This is a genomic window from Streptomyces sp. NPDC015144 (assembly GCF_043079735.1).
Classification (GTDB): domain Bacteria; phylum Actinomycetota; class Actinomycetes; order Streptomycetales; family Streptomycetaceae; genus Streptomyces.
The window spans coordinates 16,642-41,449 of sequence record NZ_JBIBUU010000033.1; the positions used below are offsets into that span (position 1 = coordinate 16,642).

Below are 24,808 nucleotides of genomic sequence, written 5' to 3' on the forward strand. Positions count from 1 at the left end.
ACGCCGGGCCGGCGGGGGCGCCCGTCAGCCACCCCCGCCGGCCCGGTCCACCGGCCGTCCCCGCTCAGCCCGCCAGCGCCGCCTTCATCATCTTCTGCGCGATCGGCGCCGCCAGGCCGTTGCCGCTGACCTCCGAGCGCGCCGCGCCCGAGTCCTCGACGACCACGGCGACCGCGACCCCCTTGCCGCCGGACCGGTCCTTCGCGTAGGAGGTGAACCAGGCGTACGGGGTGCTGCTGTTGCCCACACCGTTCTGCGCGGTACCGGTCTTGCCGCCGACCTCGACCCCGGCGATCCTCGCGTTGGTGCCGGTGCCCTCCTCGACGACGGTCACCATGGCGCCGCGCAACTGCTCGGCGGTGGACGCCGAGACGATCCTGCGGGTGTCGCCGTCCGGGTACTCCTGGAGCGGGTCGCCGTCGCCGTCGGTCACCGAGGACACCATGTGCGGCGCGGCCAGCTCGCCCCCGTTGGCGAGGACGGCCGAGACCATGGCCATCTGCAGCGGCGTCGCGGTCACCTCGAACTGGCCGATGCCGGTGAGCGCGGTCTGCGGCCGGTCCATGCCGGTCGGGTAGACGCTCTTCGACGCCCGGACCGGCACGTCCAGCTTCTCCGCGTTGAAACCGAACTTCTCGGCCATCGCCCGCACCTTGCCCTGGCCGAGATCGACGGCCGCCTTCGCGAAGACGTTGTTGCAGGAGTACTGGAGCGCGACGCGCAGTGTCGCGTTCTCGCAGGGGGCCGTCGCGCTCTCGTTGCGCAGCACCGTGCTGGAGTCGGGCAACGTGTACGGGTTGGGGCTGTCGGTGGGCGTGTCGACCGACCCGTACAGCCCGTTCTCCAGCGCGGCCGCGGCCACCACCAGCTTGAACGTGGAGCCCGGGGCCAGCGGCTGCCGCATCGCCCGGTTGACCAACGGCATGTCCGGGTCGTCCTGGAGCTTCTTCCAGGCCGTGCCGTCCGTCGTTCCGCTGATCGTCGACGGGTCGTAGGAGGGCGTGGAGACCATGGCCAGGATCCGGCCGGTCGCCGGGTCGATCGCGACCGCCGCGCCCTTGTCGTCGCCGAGCGCCTCGTACGCCGCCTTCTGCACGTCCGGGTCGATCGTCGTCAGGACGTCGCCCGGTTCCTCCTGCTTGCGGGTCAGCGCGCCCAGCGGGTTCTTCAGCCGGTCGTCGGTGCCGTCCAGCACATCGCTGTAGATCCCCTCCAGCTGGGTGGACCGGTACGCCTGCGAGCCGTAGCCGGTGACGGCCGCGTAGAGCTCGCCCTGCTTGTAGGTGCGTTTGTACGCGAGGTCGCTGCCCACCGTCCTCTTCGATCCGGTGACCGGGCTTCCGGCCACGATGATGTCACCGAGCGGCTGCGCGTACTGCGCGATGGTGTTCCGCCGGTTGCGGTCGTCGTCCGCGAGCGCCTTTGCCTGATATGCCTGCACCCAGGTCGCCCGCACCAGCAGGGCGAGGACCAGGAGCAGGCAGAAGACCGAGGTTCGCCTGATGGTTCTGTTCATCCCACCGGAGGGACGAGCCGGACCTCACGCACCGTTCCCGACCGGGGCGGTTCTCACCGCTTTCTCATGAGGTGTCCGGGCGCGGCGGCTTCCCCGGCGGATGCGGTCGGTACGGCCGGTACGGCTCAGAGCCGCCGGGTGGCGAGGGCCAGCCGGTCCCGGGCGTCGAACAGCGCGTCCTTCACCAACTGCTCGTGCGCGGGCGTGAGCCGGGCGACCGGCACCGAGCAGCTGATCGCGTCCCGGGCGGGGGTCCGGTACGGGACGGCGACGCCGAAGCAGCGCAGACCGAGGGTGTTCTCCTCGCGGTCCACCGCGTACCCCTGCTCGCGGACCAGACGCAGCTCCTCGATGAGCTTCTCGCGGTCGGTGATGGTGTGCTCGGTCAGCGCGGGCAGCGTCTCGGGGAGCAGCTTGCGCACCTGCTCGTCGCTGTGGGTGGCCAGCAGCGCCTTGCCGAGCGAGGTCGAGTGCGCGGGCAGCCGGCGGCCGACACGGGTGAACGGACGCAGGTAGTGCTGGGACTGCCGGGTCGCGAGGTACACCACGTTCGTCCCGTCGAGCCGGGCCAGGTGGATCGTCTCCGCCGTGTCGTCGGAGAGCCGGTCCAGCGTCGGCCGGGCGGCCGCGACGACCTCGTCGCCGTCGATGTACGAGGTGCCGACCAGCAGGGCCCGCACGCCGATCCCGTACCGCGTGCCCGTCGCGTCCGTCTCCACCCAGCCCAGCTCCACCAGGGTGCGCAGCAGCATGTAGAGGCTCGACTTCGGGTAGCCGACGGCCTCCTGCACGGCGGCGAGCGAATGCATGCCGGGCCGCCCCGCGAAGTATTCGAGCAGCTCCACCGTCCGTACGGCGGACTTGACCTGTGCCCCGCCGGATTCACCGACCGACATCGCCCTGCACCCTTCCAGCCACTGGCCCCGACCCGTCGCCGGAACCCCCGGAACCCCTTGGACCGGGGCTCCTTGCCAACATCGAGCGCCCGGAAATAGAGTCACGCCATATTCACGATTCAGAACTCTGTTCAGAATACCGAACAATCTCCGATGTGCGGCAGTGAGCGGAAGGAACCACGGTGGCAGCAGCACCAGTCTGGAGCGTCGACCCCCGCACGGGGAACCCGCGTGAGCAGGTAGCGGTGGAGGCTACCGCGCAGGAGATCGACCGCGCGGTCCGGGCCGCCCACGCGGTACGGGAGTCCCTCGCCGACCGCACCCGGCGCGCCGCGTTCCTGCGCACCGCCGCCGAACTGCTCACCGAGGCCGGCGAGCACGTCATCGAGGCCGCCGACGCGGAGACCGCGCTCGGCCCGGCCCGGCTCACCGGCGAACTCGCCCGCACCGCAGCCCAGTTGAGGTCCTTCGCGGAGGTCGTCGAGGAGGGCGCCTTCCTCGACGTCCACATCGACCACGCGGACGCCGGCCGCACCCCGCCCTGGCCCGACCTGCGCCGCTACAAGATCCCGCTGGGCGTCGTCGCCGTCTACGCGGCCAGCAACTTCCCGCTGGCCTTCTCCGTCCCCGGCGGCGACACCGCGAGCGCGCTGGCGGCCGGCTGCCCGGTCGTCGTCAAGGCCCACCCGGACCACCCCGCCACCTCCGAACTGTGCGCCTCCGTACTGCGCCGGGCGGCCGCCCGCGTCGGCCTGCCCGAGGACGTGCTGATCCTGGTGCACGGCTTCGAGGCGGGTGTCGAGCTCATCCGCCACCCGCTCGTCGCCGCCGCCGGGTTCACCGGCTCGGTACGCGGCGGCCGGGCCCTGTTCGACGCCGCGGCGGCCCGCCCCCGCCCCATCCCCTTCCACGGCGAACTGGGCTCCCTCAACCCCGTCGTCGTCACCGGGGCGGCCGCGACCGAGCGCGGCGAGGAGATCGGCGCCGGTCTGGCGGGTTCGATGACCATGGGCGCGGGCCAGTTCTGCACCAAGCCCGGCTTCGTCCTGGCCCCGGCGGACGAGAGCGGCGACCGGCTCCTGGAGTCCCTGACCGACGCGGTCAGCGACACCGAGGCCGCGGTCCTCCTCGACCACCGGATGCGCGACGCCTTCCTCGCGGGCGTCCGGACCCGGGCCGAACTCCCCGGCGTCGAGGCCCCGGTCACCCCCGGCGCGGGCGGGGAGCACACCGTCGCGGCCGGCTTCCTCACCGTACCGGCCGGACTCCTGGCCGCCGAGGGCCCGCACGACGAGCTGCTGGAGGAGTGCTTCGGTCCGGTCACCGTCGTCGCCCGCTACGCCTCCGAGGACGAGATCACCGCCGTGCTCTCCCGCCTTCCCGGCAACCTCACCGCCACCCTCCAGACCGCCACCGGCACCGACCCGGACGCCCCCGCGCTGCTCGCGGCCCTCACCCCGCTGGCCGGCCGGGTCCTCGTCAACGGCTGGCCCACCGGCGTCGCCGTCGCCCCCGCGCAGAACCACGGCGGCCCGTACCCGTCGTCCACCTCCACCTCCACCTCGGTCGGCGCCACCGCCATCGAACGCTGGCTGCGCCCGATCACGTACCAGACCACCCCCGAGGCCCTGCTCCCGCCCGAGCTCCACGAGGACAACCCGCTGGGCCTGCCCCGCCGGGTCGACGGCCGCAGGGAGTCGTGACACCCGCCTGGCCCACCGGGCCGGTCTCCCGCATCGAAGCCCTCCTCACCGCGCCGCTCCCGGCCACCGGGCCGACGTCCGACGAGGGGGAGCCGGAGACCGGCGAGTGGAGCGCGACGACCGGCGAGGGCTTCCGCATCGAGCCCCTCTGGCAGAGCGACGACCTGGTGGGCGTGTACGGGACCGACTGGGCGGCCGCCGAGGCCGCCGCCTCGGACCGGCTCGCCGGGCTCGTCGCCGAGCTGGACCGCCGATGGGGCCCCCACCGCACGGCGGGCATGCGGGTCCCGATCTTCCGGAACACGGCGGGCGAACCCCTCCTGCCGCTCTACCAGGCGCTCTGCGACACGGACTGCCTGGGCGACCTGGTGGTGTGGGGCCCGGTCGGCGGACGGTGGATCGCGGTCTCCCTCAACCAGAGCGACGGCGACGCCCCGATGATCCTCGTGGCCGTTGTCTCCGACCGGCCGATCACGGAACTCGACGAGGACGAGGGCGAGGGCTGAACCGGTGCTGGCGGGACGCCCTCGGCCGTGGACCGTGCGGGGAAACTCGGTTGTGGGCGCCGGGCTGTCCTGGGGAGCATGCCGGGATGAACCAGGAGACGGATGAGATACGCGAGGCGATCGCGGGCGAGCTGCGTCTGATGGACCCCGGCGTACGGATGTCACGCTCGCTCGCCCAGGAGCTGCTGGACCCCGAGTTCTTCGAGGTCGGCGCCTCGGGGCGGCGGTGGACGTACGACGAGATGCTCGCCGCGCTGCCCGAGATGGACAGTTCGACGCAGAGCGGTCCGCACTACGAGCCCTCGAATTTCTCCGGTGCCCTGCTGGCACCCGGGCTGGTGCACCTCACCTACGAGACCACGCTCGACGGGGAACGCGCACTGCGGACCTCACTCTGGCGCAGGCGGGGTACGTCCACGATGTGGCGGATGTACTACCACCAGGCCACCCCCGTCCCGCCCGACGGCGCCTGAGCCGCGGAGCGGCGGCGTCCGCCTCCGGGGACAGCCGGGCTCCGGGGTCAGACCCCGCGGTCCCTCCCTGCGGGAGACTCAAGCCCATCCGCCCCTCTGCGGGTCACACGGGCATGGTCGGTGTACTCGCGCCGGTAGAAGCCGTGACCGGGATGCAGGCCGGTGTGGCCCAGGGCCCACTCCTGGGCGGCTTCGGGGCGGGTCTGCGGTCCGGACGACGTCTCGCACCCGATGAAGGTGCAGAACAACTCTGCCGTCACACCGCTCTCCGGTGCGTGCGCGATCGTGTGGGGTACGTATCGGAACCTGGCGCGGATACTCATCAGTGACCGTCCGGATGCCGTCGCATCAGGACGTTGCAGTCCGTCACGGTCGTCCGGTCGAGCCCCGCGCGGGCCCAGTCACGGACCCTGGCCAGCTCGGCGCAACCCGCGCATCCCTCGAACGGTTCGGGCTCCACCAGCTCAGGAAACAGGGGGAGTTGGAGGGTCGGGGTGTCGGGGTACCGCCTTGGTTCAGTCATGCGCTGATGGTTACTCACCCTCGCGGACGTTTCCCTGAGCGCGACGGCGACAGTTGGGACGTGGGCCGCTAGTCTCGGAGAAGGCCCAAAAGGGCGGCGCAAGGGGGTTGACATATTGAATACCGCGCTCAGGTCTGCCATGGACGATGCCGGACTCACCTCGCGTCAACTCGCATACCGGGTAGGGGTATCGTCCAAGCAGGTGGAGCGATGGCTCAGCAACCAGGAGCTGACACCCCACGCGAGGAACCGAGCGGACGCCTGCCGGGCGCTGGGAGTTGACGAAGACATGGTGTGGCCGAAAGCGGTGCAGGAAAGGTTCAAGACCGGGAACGACCGGGAGTTGGTCCACAGCTACCCCTACCGATCGGCGTGCCCTTCCACCACCTGGACGGAGTTGGTCGAATCCGCCGGTGACGAACTGTTCCTGGCCGGTTATACGAACTACTTCTTCTGGACGCAGGTTCCCCATTTCGCCGAGACCGTCCGGCGCAAGGCCGAATCGGGATGCCGGGTGCGATTCCTCGTGGGCGACCCGGACGGGGAGGTGACCCGGCAGCGTGAGGAGATCGAGGACGTGGCGCTCTCGGTTTCGACGCGTGTCCGTATCACGTTGGAGCACCTTGACCGGCTCGGCTCCCTGGAGAACGTCGAAGCGCGCTTCTCCGCCCCGCTCGACGCCATCAACCATGTGAGCCTGTCGGTTTTCCGTTTCGACGACGAAGCCCTGGTGACTCCCCACCTGGCGCGACTGGTGGGGCATGACTCACCGCTGCTGCATCTGCGCCGACACGGCGAAGGCGGCATGTTCGACCGGTTCGCGGAGCATGCCGAAGAGCTGTGGAGCCGCGCGATTCACCGGTCATGCAAAAGCGGATAGCCCCGCATCGCGCCTCGGTCCGAGGGCGCGTTCCCCGATAAGGGAATGAGGACCTCCGGTCCCGTGTTGTGGACGGGAGCGGAGGGTGGCTCCGCGCTGCTCGGGCAGTGGTACGAGGAAAACGAGAGAAGAAGAGACATGCGCGTCGAGATCTGGAGCGACATCGCCTGCCCCTGGTGCTACATCGGGAAGGCCCGCTTCGAGAAGGGGCTGGCCGGGTTCGCCCATCGGGACCAGGTCGAGGTCGTGCACCGGTCCTTCGAGCTCGACCCCGGGCGGGCCAAGGGCGACACCGCGCAGGTGATCGACATGCTGGCGCAGAAGTACGGGCGCACCCCCGAGGAGGCGCGGGGCATGGAGGAGAACGTCGCGGCCAACGCCCGGGCCGAGGGGCTCGGCTACCTCACCGAGGGCCGCGACCACGGCAACACCTTCGACATCCACCGGCTGCTCCACCTCGCCAAGGCCCGCGGCCGGCAGGACGCGCTGCTGGACCTCGCCTACCGGGCGAACTTCGCCGAGGAGCGGTCCGTCTACGACGACGAGGTGCTGGTCGAGCTGGCCGTCGAGGCCGGGCTCGACGGGGCCGAGGCGCGGGCCGTGCTCGCCGACCCGGAGGCGTACGCGGCCGAGGTGCGGGCCGACGAGCGCGAGGCGTCCGAGCTGGGCGCCAACGCGGTGCCGTTCTTCGTGCTCGACCGGCGCTACGGCATCTCCGGCGGCCAGCCCGCCGAGGTCTTCGCCCAGGCGCTGGAGCAGGCGTGGAAGGACCGCCCGCTCACCGCGCTCGGCGGGGACGCGGCGGCCTGCGACGCCGACGGAAGCTGCGAGGTCCCGCGCCCCTGAGGGCCCGCCCGGGAGCGGTGACGAGGCGTCCCCTCCCGGCCCCCGGCCGTCCGTGATTGACCGGGGGCCGGGGGGACCCCAGGCTGGGCGCATGGATGATGCCTCGCTCAGCACCCTCGTGGACGACGAGTTCGCGCCGACGAAGACCTACCTCAACACCGCCTCCTGCGGGCTGCTGCCTCGGCGGTCCCTGACCGCCGTGACGGAGCTGGCCGGGACGCTCTCCGCAGGGCGTACCGACGGCTCCGGCGACTTCGCGGTGGTGGAGGCCGCCCGGGAGCGCTTCGCCCGCCTCGCCGGGGTCGACGCCGACCGGGTCGCGGTCGGCGGCTCCGTATCCGTGCACGTCGGAATGATCGCCGCCTCGCTGCCGCCGGGGGCCGAAGTACTCGCCCCGGAGGGAGAATTCAGCTCCGTCGTCGGTCCGTTCGCGATCCGCGGCGACCTCCGGACACGCTATGTGCCGCTGGAGCGGATGGCCGAGTCGGTGGGGCCGGACACCGCGCTGGTCGCCCTCTCCTCCGTACAGTCGGCCGACGGCCGCACCGCCGACCTGAAGGCGATACGCGCGGCCGCCGCCGACCACGGCGCCCGGACCCTGATCGACGCCACCCAGTCGGCCGGCTGGCTGCCGCTGGAGGCGGGCGAGTACGACTACACCGTCACCGGCGGCTTCAAGTTCCTGCTCGGTGCGCGCGGCACCTCCTACCTCACCGTCACCGAGGAGGCGCAGCCCGGACTGCCGCCGCTCCACGCCGCCATGAGCGCCGCCGAAGACCCCTGGGACAGCGTCTACGGCCCGGTCGAACGGCTCTCCCGGACCGCGCGCCGCTTCGACGCCCCGCCCGCCTTCCTCGCGTACCACGGAGCCGAGCGGTCCCTCGCGCTGCTGGCGGAGATCGGGGTGGAGGCCGTCCACACCCACGCCACCGGGCTCGCGGCGCGGATGCGGGCCGGGCTGGTCCGGCTCGGCCACGAGCCGGTGCCCGGCCGGTCTCCCATCGTGGCCGTGCCCGGCCTCGGCGACCGGGGCGCGGACCTCGAACGCGCCGGGATCGTGGTGTCGAACCGGGCCGGGAACCTGCGTGCCTCGTTCCACGTGTACAACACGGAGGCCGACGTGGACCGGGTCCTGGACGTGCTCGCGGGCTGAAACCCCTACGCGGTCCCGTTCCCTACGCGGTCCCGTCCAGCGGCGCGCTCCGCCACTTCCACGCCGTGAGGCGCGGGTGGCCGGGCAGCTCGGCGCGGCCGGTGGCCCAGCGCAGCACGGCCCACCGGTCCGCGTCCGCCGGGGCGTCCGGGAACAGCCGGGCCAGCACCCGGTCGCACAGCGCGGCCGGCGGGTTCCACGCCACGCCCAGACCGGCGGCGAGATCGTCCATGTGCACCAGGGTCTCCACCACCCCCATCGCGCCGAAGCCCTCCGGGTCGGAGATCCCGTACGAGTGGAACGCGCGCCGCTCCGCCGGGGCCGTACGCACCATCGCGGCGAGCATCGCGCCGTTCGCCTCCAGCGTCCACAGCAGCCCGTCCGGCCCGGCCGCCCGGTCCGCGAAGACCGCGTTCTGCGGACCGCCCTCGCGGTCGGCGCCCCAGCGGTACGGGACGTAGTCGTCCAGCGGCGGCCGCTGAGGGCCCAGCTGGGCCGCGTACGAGAAGAGGTCGTCGCTCAGGTGCTCCACGGTCTCCCAGCAGGTCCACTCCAGGGGCCCGGCCGGCTCGTCCCAGCGGTCCGCCGGGGCACCCCGGAGCGCCTCGGCCGCCAGGCGCACCACCTCGGTCACGTCGTCCGCCGTGACCGGCAACCTGGCCCCGGTCAGGGCGGCGCGCTCCGCCGGGCCGAGCTCGACACAGAACTCGTTGCCCTCCGGGTCGGCGAGGGTCGCCCAGCCCCGGCCGTCCGGCCTGCGGTGGTCGGCCACGAGCGTGGCGCCCAGCGCGAGCAGCCGCTCGACCTCCTCGTCCCTGGTCCGGTCCTTCGGCTGGATGTCCAGGTGGACCCGGTTCTTGACCTGCTTGTCCTCCGGGACCGTGATGAACAGCAGTGCTCCGTCGGGCGATTCGACGGCCACCTCCGGGTCACCGGGGGAGTCGTCGGCACCGACCGGGGCGCCGAGCACCCCGGCCCAGAATCCGGCCAGGGTGTAGGCGTCGGCACAGTCGATGGTGATGTGGCGCACGAATGAGGTCATGGGCCCACTCTCTCCGCCCGGACCTCGGGGGTACAGCGGATTACGCCCGCGGGGACGGATCGATGGGCCGCCCCTCGGGCACGGGAACGGGGACGGGTACGGGAGCGGGTGTGGGCGTGGGTGTGGACCTGCGCTGACGCGGCAGCACCTGCGGTGCCGCGATCCGGCGGTGACGGCGTCCGGGGAGGAACAGGGCGAGGATGCCGATCCCGGTCAGCCCGATCAGCCCGCTGAGGATCCCCACCCGGGGAGCCAGCGACGCCGACTCGGGCAGCAGGAACACCGTGGCGTCCAGGCTGAACGAGGCCGCGGCGACCATGGCGAGCGTGGCGGCGACCCGGTTGAGCCGGGTGTCGAGCGCCTCGGTCCGCTGCGAGGCCGCGGCCAGCAGCGAGTTGCCGACGTAGCCGAGCAGCTTGTCGGTCCGCTCCTGGGTGTTGTCCAGGCCGATGGACTCACGGGCCGCCAGATAGGTGGCCCGCGGGCCCTGGGCGGACTCTATGCGGTAGCCGTCGAGGTGGTGGTAGTCGGACCAGACCCCGTCCAGGAAGCGCCGGAACGCGTGCACATCGGTCGTGGGGGCCCCGGCCCTCGCGAGGTCGACCAGGATCCGCTTCCCGCCCAGCAGGGCGCCCACCAGCAGGGACTGCTGCGCCGTCGCGATGTCCGTCGGCTCCGTCATCGTCCGCAGCTCGGGCAGCGGGGTCTCCGGGTCGCGGTCCCAGGCGTACGTGTAGGGCAGCAGGATCCGGCAGTGCGGCCCCGGGCTGAACTCCGGCAGCCGCGGATCGGACGACCACGGCGGGTCCTCGGTGACGAAGTGGCAGTTGTACCGGGCGGACTGGCGGTCCACCGGCGCGGCCACGCCGGTGCCCGCCAGGTCCGGCCGCAGCGCCAGCCCCTGCACCATCCCGCAGGCCGCCGCGGCCGTCAGCACCGCGCTGAGGATCGGACCGTCCGCGTCGCGGAGCAGGGTGTTCACGTGGGCGTCCAACGTGTCGAGCTCGGCGAGCGGCAGCTGCCGCAGATCGGCCTCGTGGCGCAGCGCGTACGTCACCAGGATGCTGCCGGCGCTGAGGATCCGGGCGTGGCAGCCGACGATCTCCGTGCCGGGCAGGGTGATCACCTGGGTGATGATCTCCTTCAGGTCCAGCTCGATGGTGTGGTCCGGGTTGTACCCGAGCGACCCGAGCTCGCCGGCGACCGGGCGTAACGTGCCGTGCCCCGGCACCGGGAAGGAGTCGATCTCCAGGGGCGGGGAGTTGTGGTGCACGGGATACGCCCTGCTCTGCAGGTGGAGCACCTGTCTCAACGCGTCGCTCCGGTGGCTCGTCCCGGAACGCCCTGTCCGGGCACTCCGCGCGCGGAGTTGTGCCAGGACACCGCCACGTACTCGGGGATCAGTTCGGACTCGGGCACGTCGATCCGGCCGAGGTAGCGCCGCTGGAGGTCCTCCGGGCCGCAGTCCTCGATCCCGTCGCCGAGCAGTTCGGCCAGGCCGTGGTGGGTCAGGTACGAGGCGTCCTCGGGCACCGAGCGGCTGCGGAACCACGTGCGCTGGTCGGCGAGGACCTGGCTCCCGGCGGCCGCGGCGGGCCAGTAGCTGACCGCCGTGACCGCGCACGGGCCGAACTCGGCCCCCAGGCCCACGACCGCGCGCGCCTCGTCCGGCGGCAGGTAGAAGACCAGCCCCTCGGCCACGTAGGCGACCGGGCGGCCGTCGGCCGCCTTGCGGACCAGGGCGGCCAGCTCCTCGCGGGAGGCGGCCCCGGCGAGGTCGGCGGCGTGGTGGTGGACGTCCCGCTCCGGCAGCGCCCCGGACGCCACCAGCTCCGCCGTACGGGCCTGCTTGGCGGCGATCATGTCCGGCAGGTCCACCTCGATGGCCGTCCGGAACGGCAGCAGCCAGGGGTACGAGGAGAATCCGGCCCCGCAGACCACGAGCACCGTGTCCGGGTCCTTCTCCAGCGCGCGGGCCAGGGTGTCCGCGATGAATCTCCCGCGCAGGGAGACAACCAGGTCGTCGTGGGGGTAGACGGTGCCGGCGAACTCGGCCCACAGCTCGCGCACCGCCGGCCGGTCGCTCTCCGGGATCCAGGCGGCTGCCAGTGGGTCCTCGGCGAGTTCGGGCATCCTGGCGCGCGACTCGTTGACGAGATAGGCGGTCAGTTCTACTCCACAACGCATAGGCGCATCTCCCGTGGGTCCGTGTGTACCTGGCCGATCACCGCCCCGGCCCCCGGTTCCGGGATGCCGGGGCTCATGATCAGGCCCCACATAGTACGCACCGGTGCTCGGCGCCCGCCAGGGAGCGAGGGGTCAACGACCCGTCCGGAGCTGGCACTTCACGGGAGAGACCGCGAGGTCACGCGTTCGGCCACGCCTCCGCGACGGCCTTGCCGGCCGCTTCGAGGTCGACCCGGCGGCCCGTTTCGGCCAGCGCCGAGCCCAGGGCGGCGAGCGAGGAGAGCACGGCGCCCCGCGTCGCGTCCACGCCGTAGTGGTTGACCCGGATCATCTCCTTGGACAGCGCGCCGCCGCCCGCGATCAGCGGCAGCGACGGGTCGGCGGCCAGCGCACGGGCGACCAGTCCGGCGGCGTCCACGCCCTCGGGGGCGCGCAGCGTCGTGGCGACCGGCGCCGCCTCCCCGGCCAGGTGCACGTACGGGGAGAGGCCGCCGCCGAGCGCCACCGCGCCCGCCCGGGTCGCCGCGGCCGCCGAGGCGTGCCGGGCCATCACCGCGTCCAGCCCCTCGGCCTCGATCCGCTCCACGCACGCCTCCAGGGCCAGCATCTCCAGCTGGGCGGGGGCGTGCAGCAGGGCCTTGCGGCCGCCGTCGATCCACCGCTCCTTCCAGTCCAGTAGCGAGAGGTAGGAGTGGCGCGGCGCCTGCGGGTTGGCGGCGATCCGCTCCCAGGCGCGCGCGCTCACCGACACCGCCGACACCCCGGCCGGGCCGCCCATCGCCTTCTGCGCGCCGATCACGCAGAGGTCGACGCCCCAGGCGTCCGGCAGCAGCGGCTCGGCGCCCACCGAGGCGACCGCGTCCAGCATGAACAGCGCCCCGTGCGCGCGGACCACCTCACCGATCTCGGCGACCGGGTTGGTGTTGCCGGTCGCCGCCTCCGCGTGGACCAGCGAGACGAAGTCGATCCCCGGGTGCTCGGCCAGCGCCCGCGCGACCTGGTCGGCGGTGACCGCCGTGTGGAAGGGCACCGCCAGGTCGATCACCTCGGCACCGCAGTCCCGCAGCCAGTTCCCGAAGGTCTGCCCGTACGGGCCGGTCACCACGTTCAGCGCGGTCGTGCCGGGCCGGGCGCCGCCCCGGATGCAGCCTTCGAGCGGGAGCAGCGCCTCGCCCTGCATGATGACGACGTCCTGCTCGGTGGCGAGGAGGCCGGCGACCCGCTGCTCGATGGCCGCGAAGCGCGCGGCGGTGAGCGGGGCGAGGTCGAGGAAGGGGTGGGTCACGGCGGTGCTCTCTTCGGCTCGGATCGGTTCGGCGCGCGGTGGCGCGTGCGGACGGCTTTCTCGTCGAAGCGTACCGAGGGCCTTTGAGGCCGCCTCGTACAGTGCTGCCCATGAGTGATCACAAGGCTTCGCAGGTGCTGCACGTGAAGGGGCGGGTGCTCGTCGGCCCCGAGGACGTCCGGGACGAACTCTGGGTGGAGGGCGGCCGGATCACGTACGAGAGGCCGGCCGGGGCCGACGGGGCGGTGACCGTCACCGGTTGGGTGCTGCCGGGGCTGGTGGACGCGCACTGCCATGTCGGGCTCGACCTCCACGGCGCCGTGGACGCGGCCACCAGCGAGCGGCAGGCGCTGGCCGACCGGGAGGCGGGCGCGCTGCTGCTGCGCGACGCGGGCTCCCCGGCCGACACCCGGTGGATCGACGACCGCGAGGACCTGCCGAAGATCATCCGGGCGGGCCGGCACATCGCCCGGCCCCGGCGGTACACCCGGAACTACGCCCACGAGATCGAGCCGGACGAGCTGGTCGCGTACGTCGGGCAGGAGGCACGGCGCGGCGACGGCTGGGTGAAGCTGGTCGGCGACTGGATCGACCGGGGCGTGGGCGACCTGACCGCCTGCTGGCCGCGCGGGGCGGTCGAGGCGGCCATTGCCGAGGCGCACCGGCTCGGTGCCCGGGTCACCGCGCACTGCTTCGCCGAGGACTCGCTGCGCGATCTGGTGGAGGCCGGGATCGACTGCGTGGAGCACGCCACCGGCCTCACCGAGGACACCATTCCGCTCTTCGCCGAGCGCGGCGTCGCGATCGTCCCCACCCTGGTCAACATCGCCACCTTCCCGGCGCTCGCGGACGGCGGCGAGGCCAAGTTCCCCCGCTGGTCGGCCCATATGCGGCGGCTGCACGAGCGGCGCTACGACACGGTCCGCGCCGCGTACGACGCCGGGATCCCGGTCTTCACCGGCACCGACGCGGGCGGGGTGCTCGCCCACGGGCTGGTGGCGGACGAGGTCGCCGAGCTGGTGAAGGCGGGCATCCCGCCGCTGGACGCGCTCTCCGCGACGACCTGGGGCGCCCGGCGGTGGCTGGGGCGGCCGGGCCTGGAGGAGGGGGCTCCGGCGGACCTGATGGTGTACGACGAGGACCCGCGGGCGGACGTACGGGTCCTCGCCGGTCCGCGCCGGGTGGTGCTGAACGGGCGGGTGATCGGCTGACGGGGCGGCCGGCCGGCGGTCCGCCGCCGGGATCGCCGGGTTGACGGGCCGTGTCCGGAATGCGGCTGCCGTCGTTGAGCAATTTCTGTGCGTGTCCGTGCGTGTCCTGCGTGTGCACCGGCGTGTTCGACGGCCGCGCCGTCCGCGCTCGGCGGTTCGGGTGAACCGGAGGAACGCACGTACCGAGATATTCGAATACAGGCTCGGAAACCCCCCTTTGGAGTGAACTCACGTCAGGTGTCCGCGAGTTCACCCTCCGTGCGTAAAGCTTTCGGGGTCGAGGCCGCCGGAACCCTCCATGTCCCCCATGGGAGGGCGCCGGTGGCTCCATGTCTCATGTGGGGGTTCCACCACCTTGAACAGCAACACCTTCCGACTCGCCGCCCTGGCCGTCGCCGTCGCTCCCGTCGCCCTGCTGGCCGCCGTTCCGGCCCAGGCCGAGCCCGCGACCACCACGGCCACCGGCGGCGGGAAGGCGAGCGCGGCCGTGCTCCGTGCCTCGCTCGACGTCTCGCTCCTGAACAAGACGGTCGACGTACCGCTCAGGACCTCGCTCAACGCGGTGCAGGCGCCCGCCGACGCGGACAGCACCGCGCTGCGCGTCCGGGTCGACGGGGTGGACGGCAACCGGCCGGTCAGCCTCCTCGCCGCCGACGTGGCCACCGCGAAGGCCACCGCCGACCGGCACCGCGCCGAGGGCTACAGCAATGTGGTCAAGGCCCGGGTCCACGTCCCCGGGCTGCGGGCGCTCCCGTTGATCGAGGTGGAGAAGGTCACGTCCAGGGCGGTCTGCGAGGCGGGCCGCAAGCCGGTCGCCGAGTCGAACGTCCTGGGGCACGTGACGGTCCTCGGCAAGCGGATCGAGCTCGGCGCCGGCGGCACCACCCGGGTCGCCGTGCCGGGCGTCGGCGAGGTGACCCTCGACCTCTCGAAGACGGACACCACCTCGCGCACCGCCGCCGCGACCGCACTGCGCCTCAAGGTCTCCGTCAACCCGCTCAACCTGAACGTCGCCGAGGTCCAGGGCGAGGTCTCACTGGTGGAGGCCACCTGCGAGACGCCGAAGCCGGGCGGCGGCGGCAACACCGGCGGGACGAGCAACGGCGGGACGAGCAACGGGGGAACGAGCAACGGAGGTTCCAGCACCGGGGGTTCGGGCGGCACCGGAGGCTCCGGCGGCAACGGCGGGACGACCACCGGGGGCGGCGACAACAGCGGCTCCAGCAACGGGAGTTCCAGCGGTGGCCCCACCAGCGGCGGCGCCACGGCCGGGTCGACCGGCGGCCACCACGGCACCGGCGGCTCCGGCGACAGCGGCACCGGCGGCGACGGGGTGAAGCCGCAGACCGGCACCGGCCACGCCCCGGCCGGCGACACCAGCCTCGCGGAGACCGGCAGCTCCTCCTCCACCCCGTACATCGCGGGCGGCGCCGCCGTGCTGCTGGCCGCCGGCGGCGGGGCGGTGATGCTCACCAGGCGCCGGGCCCGCGCCCGCGGCTGACCCCGCACCCCGCACCCGCACCGGAACACCGGGCGCGGCGGCCCCTCAGCCCGCCGCCGCGCCCGGCCCCCGCACCGCCCGGCCGAACGCCGCGAGAAAACGGTCGGTGGTGGCCCGGTCGCGCACCGCCAGCCGCAGCCACTCGGGGCCGAGCCCGGGGAACGTGTCACCGCGCCGCGCCGCGAAGCCCAGCTCCCGCAGCCGCTCCCGTACCTCGGCCGCCCCCTCCAGCCGCAGCAGGACGAACGGCCCCTCGGCCGGCTCCACCACCCGCACCCCGTCGACCCTCCGCAGCCCCGCCACCAGATGGTCCCGGTCCACCGCGATCCGCTCCGCCGCCTCCGCCGCCTCCACCAGGGCCCGCGGCTCCACGCACGCCTCGGCGGCCGTCAGCGCCGGGGCCGACACCGGCCACAGCGGCTGCGCCCGCGCCAGCACCCGGACGGTCCCCGGCTCCGCCAGTACGTAACCGATCCGCAGCCCCGCGAGCCCCCAGGTCTTGGTGAGGCTCCGCAGCACCACCAGCCCCGGGATGTCCGTGCGCCCCGCGAGCGCTTCCCTCTCGCCCGGCACCGCGTCCATGAACGCCTCGTCGACCACCAGGAACCGGCCGGGCCGGGCCAGCCGTTCCAGCAGCGCCGCCGGATGCAGCACCGAGGTGGGGTTGGTCGGATTGCCGACCACCACCAGATCCGCCTCCTCGGGCACCGCCGAGGGGTCCAGCCGGAAGCCGTCCCCGGCCCGCAGCAGCACCCGCTCCACCCGGTGCCCGGCCGCGCGCAGCGCCGCCTCCGGCTCGGTGAACTGCGGGTGGACCACCACCGGGCGGCGCACCGGCAGCGCCCGCGCCAGCAGCACGAACGCCTCCGCCGCCCCCGAGGTCAGCAGCGTCCGCTCCACCGGCAGCCCGTGCCGGGCCGCCACCGCCGCCCGCGCCGCCCGGCCGTCCGGATACGCGGCCAGCGAGGACAACGACGCGGCGATCCGCTCCCGCAGCCAGACCGGGGGAGTACCGGCCCGTACGTTGACGGCGAGATCGGTCAGCTCCCCGCCCCGTACCTCCGCGTCGCCGTGGTGACCCAGATCGTGCGGGTCCGGCGCGGTGCCGGACGGGGCGGCGGCGTCCGGGGCGCGGCGGGCCACCGCGCAGGTCGCCATCGGCACCCGCCCCCGGGGCGCCGACTTCCGCTTCGGCACCACCAGCTCGCCCCCCGCCACGAGCGCGGCGGCCTCCGCCACCGAGGCCGTCCCCACGGCGGCCAGCGCCGCACCGGACCGGCCGTCCACCGCGACCCGGGCCAGCTCCTCGGCCGGATACGTGCGCAACGGCACCCCGAGCGCCAGCGCCGCGGCGACGATGCCCGGCTCCTCGGCCTTGCTGTCCACGGTCGCCAGCTCCGCGACGCCCCGCGGGGAGAGCCCGGCCTCCCGCAGGGCGTCCCGGACCAGTCCGAGGATCTCCTCGGCGGGCGCGCCCCGGGAGGCACCGACCCCGACGGTGAGCGGCGCGGACGGCAACACCGCGGCGGCGCCGACGGCTTCGGACATGGAACGGTTCCTCTCGAAAGGGGCGGGAGATCCGGAAGCGGGGATCAGGCGGCGCTGGGATGCGCGTACCGGGGGTGATCGGCTAGCAAGGGCCCATGGCGGTGTTCGTCGCGTTCGGCGCGTTCCTGATGACCCTGCTGGGCGGCTGGGTGGCCCAGCGCGTCACCGACCGCCGCCATCTGGTGCTCGGTTTCGCCGGCGGGCTGATGCTCGGCGTGGTCGGCCTGGACCTGCTGCCGGAGGCGGTCGAGGCGGCGGGCGGGCCCGTCTTCGGGGTGCCGGCCGCCCTGCTGCTCTTCGTCGCGGGCTTCCTCGTCGCCCATCTCGTCGAGCGGCTGCTCGCCGTGCGCCGGGCGGCGCACGGCGCGGGCGAGGGACGGGTGCCGCAGGTCGGGCTCACGGCGGCGGCCGCGATGGTCGGCCACAGCCTGATGGACGGCGTCGCCCTCGGCGCCGCCTTCCAGGTGGGCGCCGGCATGGGCGCCACCGTGGCGCTCGCCGTCATCACCCACGACTTCGCCGACGGCTTCAACACGTACACGATCACCAGCCTGTACGGGAACGCCCGCCGCAAGGCCCTGCTCATGCTGTTCGCGGACGCCCTGGCCCCGATGGCCGGCGCCGCGACGACCCTGCTGTTCACCCTCCCGGCGGAACTCCTCGGCTGCTATCTCGGCTTCTTCGGCGGCGCCCTGCTCTATCTCGCCGCCGCCGAGATCCTTCCCGAGGCGCACCACGAGCACCCGGCCCGCTCCACCCTGCTGTGCACGGTGGCCGGGGTCGGCTTCATCTGGCTGGTGGTGGGGATCGCGGACTGAGCGTCCGCCCGTCACCGCGCGCACCGCTCGACGAACCGGCGGGCCATCCCCGGCTCGGGGGCCCAGTGCGTGTGCAGATAGCTGGCGTGCACCCCGCCCCGTACGAAGCCCTCGACGCGCCGCTCCGGCAGGTGCATGCCCCAGGCCGGTTCGGGACCGGCGCCCGGCTCCAGCACCGTGCGGTGGAACTCGTGGCCGCGGACCCGGGTGCCGGGCGCCGCCAGCACGCTGTCCGAGACCGCCACCGCCTCCCGGTAGCCCAGCGTCAGCCGCTTCGTCATCCGGGCCTCCGCGTCCAGGACCCCGCACATCGGCAGCCCGTCCAGCGAACGCGCCAGGTACAGCAGCCCCGCGCACTCGGCCGCCACCGGCGCCCCGGACCCGGCGAGCCCCGCGACGGCCTCCCGCAGCGCCGTGTTGGCCGACAGCTCGGCCGCGTACACCTCGGGGAAGCCCCCGCCGACGACCAGCCCCCGGGTCCCCTCGGGCAGCTTCTCGTCGCGCAGCGGGTCGAACGGCACGACCTCGGCCCCGGCGGCCGCCAGCAGCTCGGTGTTCTCGGCGTACGAGAAGGTGAACGCGGCACCGGAGGCCACCGCGACCACCGGGGCCGCCCCGCCCCGCCCGACGACCGGACCGCCGCGGCCGCCGACCGCCTCCGCCGCGTCCCATCCGCCGTCCGGCAGCGGGGGCGCGGACCGGGCCAGCGCCATCAGCGCCTCCAGGTCGCACCCCGCCTCCACCTGCTCGCGCATCGCCCCGACCGCGCCCACCGCGTCGCCGCGCCGCTCGGCCACCGGCACCAGCCCCAGGTGGCGCGAGGGCACCGCCACCCGCTCGGCCCGCCGCAGCACCCCCAGCACCGGCAGCCCCGACTCGTCCAACGCGTCCCGCAGCAGCTCCTCGTGGCGCTGCGAACCGACCTTGTTGAGGATCACCCCGCCGATCCGCACCCGCGGGTCCCACGACGCGAAGCCGTGCACCAGCGCCGCCACCGACCGGGACTGCGAGGACGCGTCGACGACCAGCACCACGGGCGCCCGCAGCAGCTTCGACACCTGGGCCGTCGACGCCAGTTCGCCCTGGCCCGACGCCCCGTCGTACAGCCCCATCACGCCCTCGACCACGGCCAGGTCGCACCCGGCCGCCCCGTGCGCGAACAGCGGGGCGACCAGGCCGGGGCCGCACATGTAGGCGTCGAGATTGCGCCCCGGCCGCCCGGTGGCCAGCGTGTGGTAGCCGGGGTCGATGTAGTCGGGCCCGACCTTGTGCGGGGAGACGGCCAGGCCGCGCCCCGCGAAGGCCGCCATCAGCCCCGTCGCGACGGTGGTCTTGCCGCTGCCCGAGGAGGGCGCGGCGATCACCAGACGTGGCACGTTCACCGGGGGACCCCCGGGGTGGAGCTCACCATTCGATGCCCCGCTGACCCTTCTGACCGGCGTCCATCGGGTGCTTGACCTTGGACATCTCGGTCACCAGATCCGCCGCGTCCAGCAGCTCCCGCGGCGCGTTGCGACCGGTGATCACCACGTGCTGGGTGCCGGGACGGGCGCGCAGCACCTCGACCACCTCGGCGGTGTCGACCCACCCCCAGTGCAGCGGGTACGCGAACTCGTCGAGGACGTACAGCCGGTACGTCTCGGCGGCCAGGTCGCGCTTGATCTGCTCCCAGCCCTCGCGCGCCGCCTCCTCGTTGTCCTGCTGGCCGTCGCGCTGGACCCACGACCAGCCCTCGCCCATCTTGTGCCAGGCGACGGAGCCGCCCTCGCCGCTCGCGCCGAGGACCTTCAGCGCGTTCTCCTCGCCGACCTTCCACTTCGCCGACTTGACGAACTGGAAGACCCCGACGGGCCAGCCCTGGTTCCAGGCGCGCAGCGCCATCCCGAAGGCCGCCGTCGACTTCCCCTTGCCGATGCCGGTGTGCACCATCAGCAGCGGCCGGTTGCGGCGCTGACGGGTGGTGAGCCCGTCGTCCGGCACGGTGGTCGGCTGTCCCTGCGGCATTACGCGGCCCTCCTGGTGATGTCCCTCTTGCCCGCTTCCCGGACGCCCTTGACGAGTCCGGTGATCGCATCGGCCCGCAGCTCGTCCAGGGTCACGGCGGTGCCGCCGAGATCCCGGGCCAGCTCGGCCGCGAGCCCGAGCCGCACCGGCCCCGACTCGCAGTCCACGACGACCGAGGCGACGCCCTCCGCGGCGTGCAGCCGCGCCGCCCGGGACGCCAGCGCCACCGGCCCGGGGCCGCCGGTCGCCCGCCCGTCGGTCACCACGACCAGCAGCGGACGGCGCGAGGGATCGCGCAGCCGCTCCACCCGCAGCACCTCATGGGCCTTCAGCAGCCCGGCCGCGACCGGGGTGCGCCCACCGGTCGGCAGCAGCTCCAGCCGGGCCGCCGCCGCGTCCACCGACGACGTCGGCGGCAGCACCACCTCGGCGTCCCGGCCCCGGAAGGTGACCAGCCCGACCTTGTCCCGCCGCTGGTACGCGTCGAGCAGCAGCGACAGCACCGCGCCCTTCACGGCCGCCATCCGCTGCCGGGCCGCCATCGACCCGGAGGCGTCCACCACGAAGAGCACCAGGTTCCCCTCGCGCCCCTCCCGCGTCGCCTGCCGCAGATCGTCCCGCCGGACCACCAGCCCGCGCCCCGACCGGCCGCGCGCCCGCTGGTGCGGGGCGGCGGCCCGGACCGTCGCGGCCAGGTGCAGCTTGGTCAGGGCGCCCTCCGGGCGTCGCGCGCCGGTGGTGCGCCCGTGCTCGGTACGGGCCCGGGAGCGCCGCCCCGCCGCGCCCTCGCCCAGGCCGGGGACGCTCAGCGTCTTCGTACGGAACGGCTCGGTGGCGCCCACCGGGCGCTGCTCGCCGCCCCCGGACGGCCGGCCCTGCTCCTGGCCCCGCTCCTGGCCCTGGCCCTGCTCCGGTACGGAGGGGCCGGGCGTGTCGTCGGCGCCCTGCCCGGGGTCCTGCGGCGTGCCCGGGCCGTCGTCCCGCGGCGGCCGGCCGCCGCCGTCCGGGCCGTCCGGGTCCGGGTCGTCGTCCCCGCCGTTCCGCTCCAGCGTGTCGTCCAGCTTCTCCTCGTCGAGCCCCGGCGCGTCGAAGGGGTTGCGCCGCCGCCGGTGCGGGAGGGCGAGCAGCGCCGCCTGCCGCACGTCCTCGGCGAGCACCTCCGTACGCCCCGCCCAGGCGGCCAGCGCCGTGGCCGTCCGCGCCATCACGATGTCCGCGCGCATCCCGTCGACCTCGAAGGCGGCGCAGGTCGCGGCGATCTGCCGCAGCGGCGCGTCGCCGAGGACCACCGCGGGCAGCAGCGCCCGCGCGGCGGCGATCCTCGCCCGCAGCGCCTCCTCCTCACCGGCCCAGCCAGCCGCGAACCCCGCCGGGTCGTCGTCGTACGCCAGCCGCCGCCGCACCACCTCGACCCGCTGGTCGGTCTCCCGGGACGCGGCGACCTCCACGGTCAGCCCGAACCGGTCCAGCAGCTGCGGCCGCAGCTCGCCCTCCTCCGGGTTCATCGTCCCGACCAGCAGGAAACGCGCCGCGTGCCGGACCGAGACGCCCTCCCGCTCCACGTACGACGCGCCCATGGCGGCCGCGTCCAGCAGCAGGTCCACCAGGTGGTCGTGGAGCAGGTTGACCTCGTCGACGTAGAGGATGCCCCGGTGCGCGTCGGCCAGCAGCCCCGGCTCGAACGCCTTCACTCCCTCGGCGAGCGCCCGCTCGATGTCGAGCGCCCCCACGAGCCGGTCCTCCGACGCGCCGACCGGCAGCTCCACCATCCGGGCGTCCCTCGACACACCGGCCCCCGGCTCGTGCGGGCCGTCCGGACACGCCGGGTCGGCCGCCGCCGGATCGCAGGAGAACCGGCACCCCGGCACGACGGCCACCGGCGGCAGCAGCGCCGACAGCGCGCGTACGGCGGTGCTCTTCGCGGTGCCCTTCTCGCCCCGCACCAGCACCCCGCCGATGGCCGGCGAGACGGAGTTGAGCAACAGGGCGAGCTGCAGGTCCTGCTGCCCGACGACGGCGGTGAACGGGAAATGCGTACTCACTGGGCGGTCCCTCCTGCGTCTTTCGCGGATGTACGGGGGTGAGGCAGGGCGCCGCCGGGCGCCCCGGGCGGGACGAACGGGAGCCCCGGCGGCGCGCCCGACTCGATGAGCCGGAGCAGCGCGTCGGTGTCGGCGTGCTCCTCGATCAGGTCGCCGAGCCGGTCCAGCTGCTCCTCGCGCAGCGCGCCGAAGGAGGTGTCGGGCGCGGGGACGAAACGCCGGCCGGCGGCCCGCGCCACCTCGGCCAGGAAGCGGCGGCGGAACGCGTCGCTCTCCAGCGAGCCGTGCCAGTGGGTGCCCCACACCGCCCCCACCCGGCAGCCGTCCAGGAACGGCTCGCCGCCGAGGACGTCCGCCACCCCGTGGTGGATCTCGTACCCCTCCACGGGCGCGCCGAGCGCCTCGCCTACCGGCCGGGCCAGGGTCTTCTCCCGGTCGAAGCGGACGCGCACGGGCAGCAGACCGAGGCCCTCGACGCGGCCGGCCCGGGACTCCACCTCGTCCTCGATGTGCTCGCCCAGCAGCTGGAAGCCGCCGCAGATGCCGAGGACCGGCCGTCCCGCGGCCGCGCGCCGCGCCAGCGCGTCGGCGAGTCCGCGCTCCCGGATCCAGGCCAGCGCCTTGACCGTGCCCCGGGTGCCCGGCACCACGACCAGGTCGGCGTCGGACAGCTCCTCGGCCCGGTCCACGAACCGGACGACGACCCCGGGTTCGGCGGCCAGCGCGTCCACATCCGTGAAGTTCGACATCAGCGGCACCGCGCACACCGCGACCCGCAGCACGTCCTCGCCGTGCGGCGGTGCGACGGCCGCCTCGCGCACCGCCCCGCGCAGCGAGACCCGCAGCCCGTCCTCCTCGTCGATGCCGAGCCCGTGGGCGAAGGGCAGCACCCCGTACGTCGGCCGCCCGGTCAGCCCGCGCAGCATGTCCAGACCGGGCTCCAGCAGCGACACGTCACCACGGAACTTGTTCACCAGATAGCCCGCGACCAGTGCCTGGTCCTCGGGGGCCAGCAGCGCGGTCGTACCGAAGAACGACGCGAAGACGCCGCCCCGGTCGATGTCGCCGACCACCACCACCGGGAAGCCCGCCGCCCGCGCGATGCCCATGTTCACGATGTCGGTGCGCCGCAGGTTGATCTCGGCCGGGCTGCCCGCCCCCTCGCAGATCACCGCGTCGTACGTGGCCCGCAGCTGCTCCAGGCAGTCGGCTACCGTGCCGAACAGGGCCTCCTGCCGACCGCCGTGGTAGCCGCGCGCGCTCATCTCGCCGACCGGCTTCCCCATCAGGACGACCTGGCTGGAGCGGTCGCCGCCGGGCTTCAGCAGGACCGGGTTCATCAGCGCGGTCGGCTCGACGCGGGCGGCCTGCGCCTGCATGGCCTGGGCGCGCCCGATCTCGGCGCCCTCGCGGGTGACGAACGAGTTCAACGACATGTTCTGCGCCTTGAAGGGCGCCACCTTCACGCCCCGGCGCACCAGCCAGCGGCAGATGCCCGCGGTGACGACGCTCTTGCCCGCGTCCGAGGTGGTCCCGGCGACCAGCAGTCCGCCGCTCATGCGCTCCTCCGTCCGGTACCGGTCCGCCGCGCGGCGATCCGTCGTGCGGCGAGGCCGGCACCGAGCCGCCCCGCCACGCACACGCCGAGGGCCAGCGCGCCGACCCGCCGCGACAGCCGCACCGCGCGTTCGATGTCCGCGCCCTCCACGGCCCGGCCGCGCTCCCCGTTGAGCACCGGGCGGTGTTCGACCCGGCCGCCGTACGCGAGGGTCCCGCCCAGCCGTACGCCGAGCGCCCCGGCGAACGCGGCCTCCACCGGACCCGCGTTCGGGCTGGGATGTCTGGCGGCGTCGGCCCGCCAGGCGTGCAGCGCGTCCCGGGGGCGGCCCCCGGCGGCCACCGCGAGCAGGGCGGTGAGCCGGGCGCCGGGCCAGCCCGCGAGGTCGTCGAGGCGGGCCGAGGCCCAGCCGTACCGGCGCAGCCGTGGCGACCTGTGGCCGACCATGGCGTCGAGGGTGTTGACGGCCCGGAACCCGGCCAGCCCGGGAACCCCGGCCACCGCGCCCCACACCAGGGCGCCGACCACGGCGTCCGAGGTGTTCTCCGCCACGGACTCCACCACGGCGCGGGCGATCTGCGGACCGTCCAGGGACTGCGGGTCGCGCCCGCACAGATGCGGCAGCCGCTCCCGGGCCAGGGCGATGTCACCGGCCTCCAGCGCGCCGCCGATGGCCCGCGCCTCCCGGCCCAGGGAGGTGCCGCCGACGACGGACCAGGTGGCGGCGGCGGTCAGCGCCACGGAGGCGGCGGGGCTGCGGCGCACCGCGCGGGCGGCCAGCGCACCACCGCCCACGGCGGCTCCGGCGCAGATCAGGGTGTGCAGCGCGCCCCAGCCGCGGTGGTCGTGCCACAGGCGGCGCTCGACGCCCGCCGCGGCCCGCCCGAAGGCGGCGACCGGGTGGCCCCTGCGGGGGTCACCGAGCAGCAGGTCGCCGAGGAGACCGGCGGTGGCGCCGTACGCGAAGATGCGGTCGGCTCGCACGGCTCAGCCGGCCGTCGCGCCGCGGCGGACTCTCGTACGGAAGGCATCGGGGCCTGGGACGGCGGGCGCATGGCGGCCGGGCATGGCGATATGTCCTCACTCAGGGTCCGCGCCCTGGTTCGACGTGACCGG

22 protein-coding genes are annotated in these 24,808 nt (G+C 74.3%); 9 read left to right on the plus strand and 13 right to left on the minus strand.

Translation table 11 applies throughout. The features are described from left to right. Positions 1–64 precede the first annotated feature (64 nt). Together ACF08W_RS33700 and ACF08W_RS33705 are read right to left on the minus strand one after the other, a co-directional pair. Entirely contained in the window at positions 65–1,516 is a 1,452-nt protein-coding gene (locus ACF08W_RS33700) for a peptidoglycan D,D-transpeptidase FtsI family protein (protein ID WP_385211527.1), read from the minus strand. A 125-nt stretch (positions 1,517–1,641) separates the two neighbouring features. Continuing rightward, positions 1,642–2,412, minus strand: coding sequence for an IclR family transcriptional regulator (locus tag ACF08W_RS33705; RefSeq protein WP_352275074.1), 771 nt, complete (start codon positions 2,410–2,412; stop codon positions 1,642–1,644). A gap of 182 nt (positions 2,413–2,594) precedes the next feature. On the opposite strand from ACF08W_RS33705, the gene ACF08W_RS33710 reads away from it, so the two are divergent. From ACF08W_RS33710 to ACF08W_RS33720, 3 genes are all read left to right on the plus strand, one after another. After that, entirely contained in the window at positions 2,595–4,115 is a 1,521-nt protein-coding gene (locus ACF08W_RS33710; RefSeq protein ID WP_392281630.1) for an aldehyde dehydrogenase (NADP(+)), read from the plus strand. Next, a complete protein-coding gene (locus ACF08W_RS33715; RefSeq protein ID WP_392281631.1) occupies positions 4,112–4,621 on the plus strand; it encodes a hypothetical protein in 510 nt (169 codons plus the stop codon). Before ACF08W_RS33710 ends, ACF08W_RS33715 begins: the two co-directional genes overlap by 4 nt. Before the next feature lie 86 nt (positions 4,622–4,707). Further along, the gene (locus ACF08W_RS33720; RefSeq protein WP_392281632.1) at positions 4,708–5,094 is read left to right on the plus strand and encodes a DUF4440 domain-containing protein; all 387 of its coding nucleotides are present in this window, start codon (positions 4,708–4,710) and stop codon (positions 5,092–5,094) included. A gap of 322 nt (positions 5,095–5,416) precedes the next feature. On the opposite strand, the gene ACF08W_RS33725 is transcribed toward ACF08W_RS33720, so the two are convergent. Beyond that, entirely contained in the window at positions 5,417–5,617 is a 201-nt protein-coding gene (locus tag ACF08W_RS33725; protein WP_392281633.1) for a hypothetical protein, read from the minus strand. Positions 5,618–5,906: 289 nt separating this feature from the next. Between ACF08W_RS33725 and ACF08W_RS33730 the strand changes: the two genes are divergently transcribed. From ACF08W_RS33730 to ACF08W_RS33740, 3 genes are all read left to right on the plus strand, one after another. After that, positions 5,907–6,497, plus strand: a complete 591-nt coding sequence (locus ACF08W_RS33730; protein ID WP_352275110.1) for an XRE family transcriptional regulator — start codon at positions 5,907–5,909, stop codon at positions 6,495–6,497. Between the two features lie 138 nt (positions 6,498–6,635). Beyond that, the gene (locus ACF08W_RS33735; protein WP_352275078.1) at positions 6,636–7,343 is read left to right on the plus strand and encodes a DsbA family oxidoreductase; all 708 of its coding nucleotides are present in this window, start codon (positions 6,636–6,638) and stop codon (positions 7,341–7,343) included. Between the two features lie 91 nt (positions 7,344–7,434). After that, entirely contained in the window at positions 7,435–8,496 is a 1,062-nt protein-coding gene (locus ACF08W_RS33740) for an aminotransferase class V-fold PLP-dependent enzyme (RefSeq protein ID WP_392281634.1), read from the plus strand. 22 nt (positions 8,497–8,518) lie between these two features. On the opposite strand, the gene ACF08W_RS33745 is transcribed toward ACF08W_RS33740, so the two are convergent. The 4 genes from ACF08W_RS33745 to ACF08W_RS33760 form a co-directional block, all read right to left on the minus strand. Beyond that, on the minus strand, positions 8,519–9,538 hold the full coding sequence (locus ACF08W_RS33745) for a VOC family protein (RefSeq protein ID WP_392281635.1): 1,020 nt from the start codon (positions 9,536–9,538) through the stop codon (positions 8,519–8,521). Positions 9,539–9,578: 40 nt separating this feature from the next. Next, positions 9,579–10,850: a hypothetical protein gene (locus ACF08W_RS33750; RefSeq protein ID WP_385211541.1), complete on the minus strand. Its 1,272-nt coding sequence runs from the start codon at positions 10,848–10,850 to the stop codon at positions 9,579–9,581. Continuing rightward, positions 10,847–11,725, minus strand: a complete 879-nt coding sequence (locus tag ACF08W_RS33755) for a class I SAM-dependent methyltransferase (RefSeq protein ID WP_392281636.1) — start codon at positions 11,723–11,725, stop codon at positions 10,847–10,849. The genes ACF08W_RS33750 and ACF08W_RS33755 overlap by 4 nt, the downstream gene beginning before the upstream one ends. 178 nt (positions 11,726–11,903) lie before the next feature. Then, positions 11,904–13,010, minus strand: coding sequence for a pyridoxal-phosphate-dependent aminotransferase family protein (locus tag ACF08W_RS33760; protein ID WP_392281637.1), 1,107 nt, complete (start codon positions 13,008–13,010; stop codon positions 11,904–11,906). 110 nt (positions 13,011–13,120) lie between these two features. Between ACF08W_RS33760 and ACF08W_RS33765 the strand changes: the two genes are divergently transcribed. Next, complete coding sequence (locus ACF08W_RS33765; RefSeq protein ID WP_392281638.1) at positions 13,121–14,221, plus strand: amidohydrolase family protein; 1,101 nt, start codon at positions 13,121–13,123, stop codon at positions 14,219–14,221. Between the two features lie 355 nt (positions 14,222–14,576). Further along, entirely contained in the window at positions 14,577–15,722 is a 1,146-nt protein-coding gene (locus tag ACF08W_RS33770) for an SCO1860 family LAETG-anchored protein (protein WP_352275085.1), read from the plus strand. Positions 15,723–15,767: 45 nt separating this feature from the next. On the opposite strand, the gene cobC is transcribed toward ACF08W_RS33770, so the two are convergent. Then, positions 15,768–17,270: an Rv2231c family pyridoxal phosphate-dependent protein CobC gene (gene cobC, locus ACF08W_RS33775; protein ID WP_392281639.1), complete on the minus strand. Its 1,503-nt coding sequence runs from the start codon at positions 17,268–17,270 to the stop codon at positions 15,768–15,770. A 95-nt stretch (positions 17,271–17,365) separates the two neighbouring features. Between cobC and ACF08W_RS33780 the strand changes: the two genes are divergently transcribed. Beyond that, positions 17,366–18,088: a ZIP family metal transporter gene (locus ACF08W_RS33780; protein ID WP_385211553.1), complete on the plus strand. Its 723-nt coding sequence runs from the start codon at positions 17,366–17,368 to the stop codon at positions 18,086–18,088. 11 nt (positions 18,089–18,099) lie between these two features. On the opposite strand, the gene ACF08W_RS33785 is transcribed toward ACF08W_RS33780, so the two are convergent. From ACF08W_RS33785 to ACF08W_RS33805, 5 genes are read right to left on the minus strand one after another with little or no spacing between them, the layout of a single operon-like run. Next, complete coding sequence (locus tag ACF08W_RS33785) at positions 18,100–19,470, minus strand: cobyrinate a,c-diamide synthase (protein WP_352275088.1); 1,371 nt, start codon at positions 19,468–19,470, stop codon at positions 18,100–18,102. Positions 19,471–19,492: 22 nt separating this feature from the next. Next, positions 19,493–20,092, minus strand: a complete 600-nt coding sequence (gene cobO, locus ACF08W_RS33790; RefSeq protein ID WP_352275089.1) for a cob(I)yrinic acid a,c-diamide adenosyltransferase — start codon at positions 20,090–20,092, stop codon at positions 19,493–19,495. After that, positions 20,092–22,134, minus strand: a complete 2,043-nt coding sequence (locus tag ACF08W_RS33795; protein WP_352275090.1) for a putative cobaltochelatase — start codon at positions 22,132–22,134, stop codon at positions 20,092–20,094. Before ACF08W_RS33795 ends, cobO begins: the two co-directional genes overlap by 1 nt. Beyond that, positions 22,131–23,693, minus strand: coding sequence for a cobyric acid synthase (locus ACF08W_RS33800; RefSeq protein ID WP_392281640.1), 1,563 nt, complete (start codon positions 23,691–23,693; stop codon positions 22,131–22,133). The genes ACF08W_RS33795 and ACF08W_RS33800 overlap by 4 nt, the downstream gene beginning before the upstream one ends. Further along, entirely contained in the window at positions 23,690–24,676 is a 987-nt protein-coding gene (locus ACF08W_RS33805) for a cobalamin biosynthesis protein (protein ID WP_385211560.1), read from the minus strand. The genes ACF08W_RS33800 and ACF08W_RS33805 overlap by 4 nt, the downstream gene beginning before the upstream one ends. Positions 24,677–24,808: the final 132 nt, after the last annotated feature.

Bases quoted from the DNA above. Each gene is read 5' to 3' on its own strand.
- ACF08W_RS33735 (WP_352275078.1), top strand. From the start codon at position 6,636: ATGCGCGTCGAGATCTGGAGCGACATCGCCTGCCCCTGGTGCTACATC.
- ACF08W_RS33720 (WP_392281632.1), top strand. From the start codon at position 4,708: ATGAACCAGGAGACGGATGAGATACGCGAGGCGATCGCGGGCGAGCTG.
- ACF08W_RS33745 (WP_392281635.1), bottom strand. From the start codon at position 9,538: ATGACCTCATTCGTGCGCCACATCACCATCGACTGTGCCGACGCCTAC.
- ACF08W_RS33740 (WP_392281634.1), top strand. From the start codon at position 7,435: ATGGATGATGCCTCGCTCAGCACCCTCGTGGACGACGAGTTCGCGCCG.
- ACF08W_RS33700 (WP_385211527.1), bottom strand. From the start codon at position 1,516: ATGAACAGAACCATCAGGCGAACCTCGGTCTTCTGCCTGCTCCTGGTC.
- cobC (WP_392281639.1), bottom strand. From the start codon at position 17,270: ATGTCCGAAGCCGTCGGCGCCGCCGCGGTGTTGCCGTCCGCGCCGCTC.
- ACF08W_RS33765 (WP_392281638.1), top strand. From the start codon at position 13,121: ATGAGTGATCACAAGGCTTCGCAGGTGCTGCACGTGAAGGGGCGGGTG.
- ACF08W_RS33730 (WP_352275110.1), top strand. From the start codon at position 5,907: ATGGTGTGGCCGAAAGCGGTGCAGGAAAGGTTCAAGACCGGGAACGAC.
- ACF08W_RS33725 (WP_392281633.1), bottom strand. From the start codon at position 5,617: ATGACTGAACCAAGGCGGTACCCCGACACCCCGACCCTCCAACTCCCC.
- ACF08W_RS33780 (WP_385211553.1), top strand. From the start codon at position 17,366: ATGGCGGTGTTCGTCGCGTTCGGCGCGTTCCTGATGACCCTGCTGGGC.
- ACF08W_RS33755 (WP_392281636.1), bottom strand. From the start codon at position 11,725: ATGCGTTGTGGAGTAGAACTGACCGCCTATCTCGTCAACGAGTCGCGC.
- ACF08W_RS33705 (WP_352275074.1), bottom strand. From the start codon at position 2,412: ATGTCGGTCGGTGAATCCGGCGGGGCACAGGTCAAGTCCGCCGTACGG.
- ACF08W_RS33800 (WP_392281640.1), bottom strand. From the start codon at position 23,693: ATGAGCGGCGGACTGCTGGTCGCCGGGACCACCTCGGACGCGGGCAAG.
- cobO (WP_352275089.1), bottom strand. From the start codon at position 20,092: ATGCCGCAGGGACAGCCGACCACCGTGCCGGACGACGGGCTCACCACC.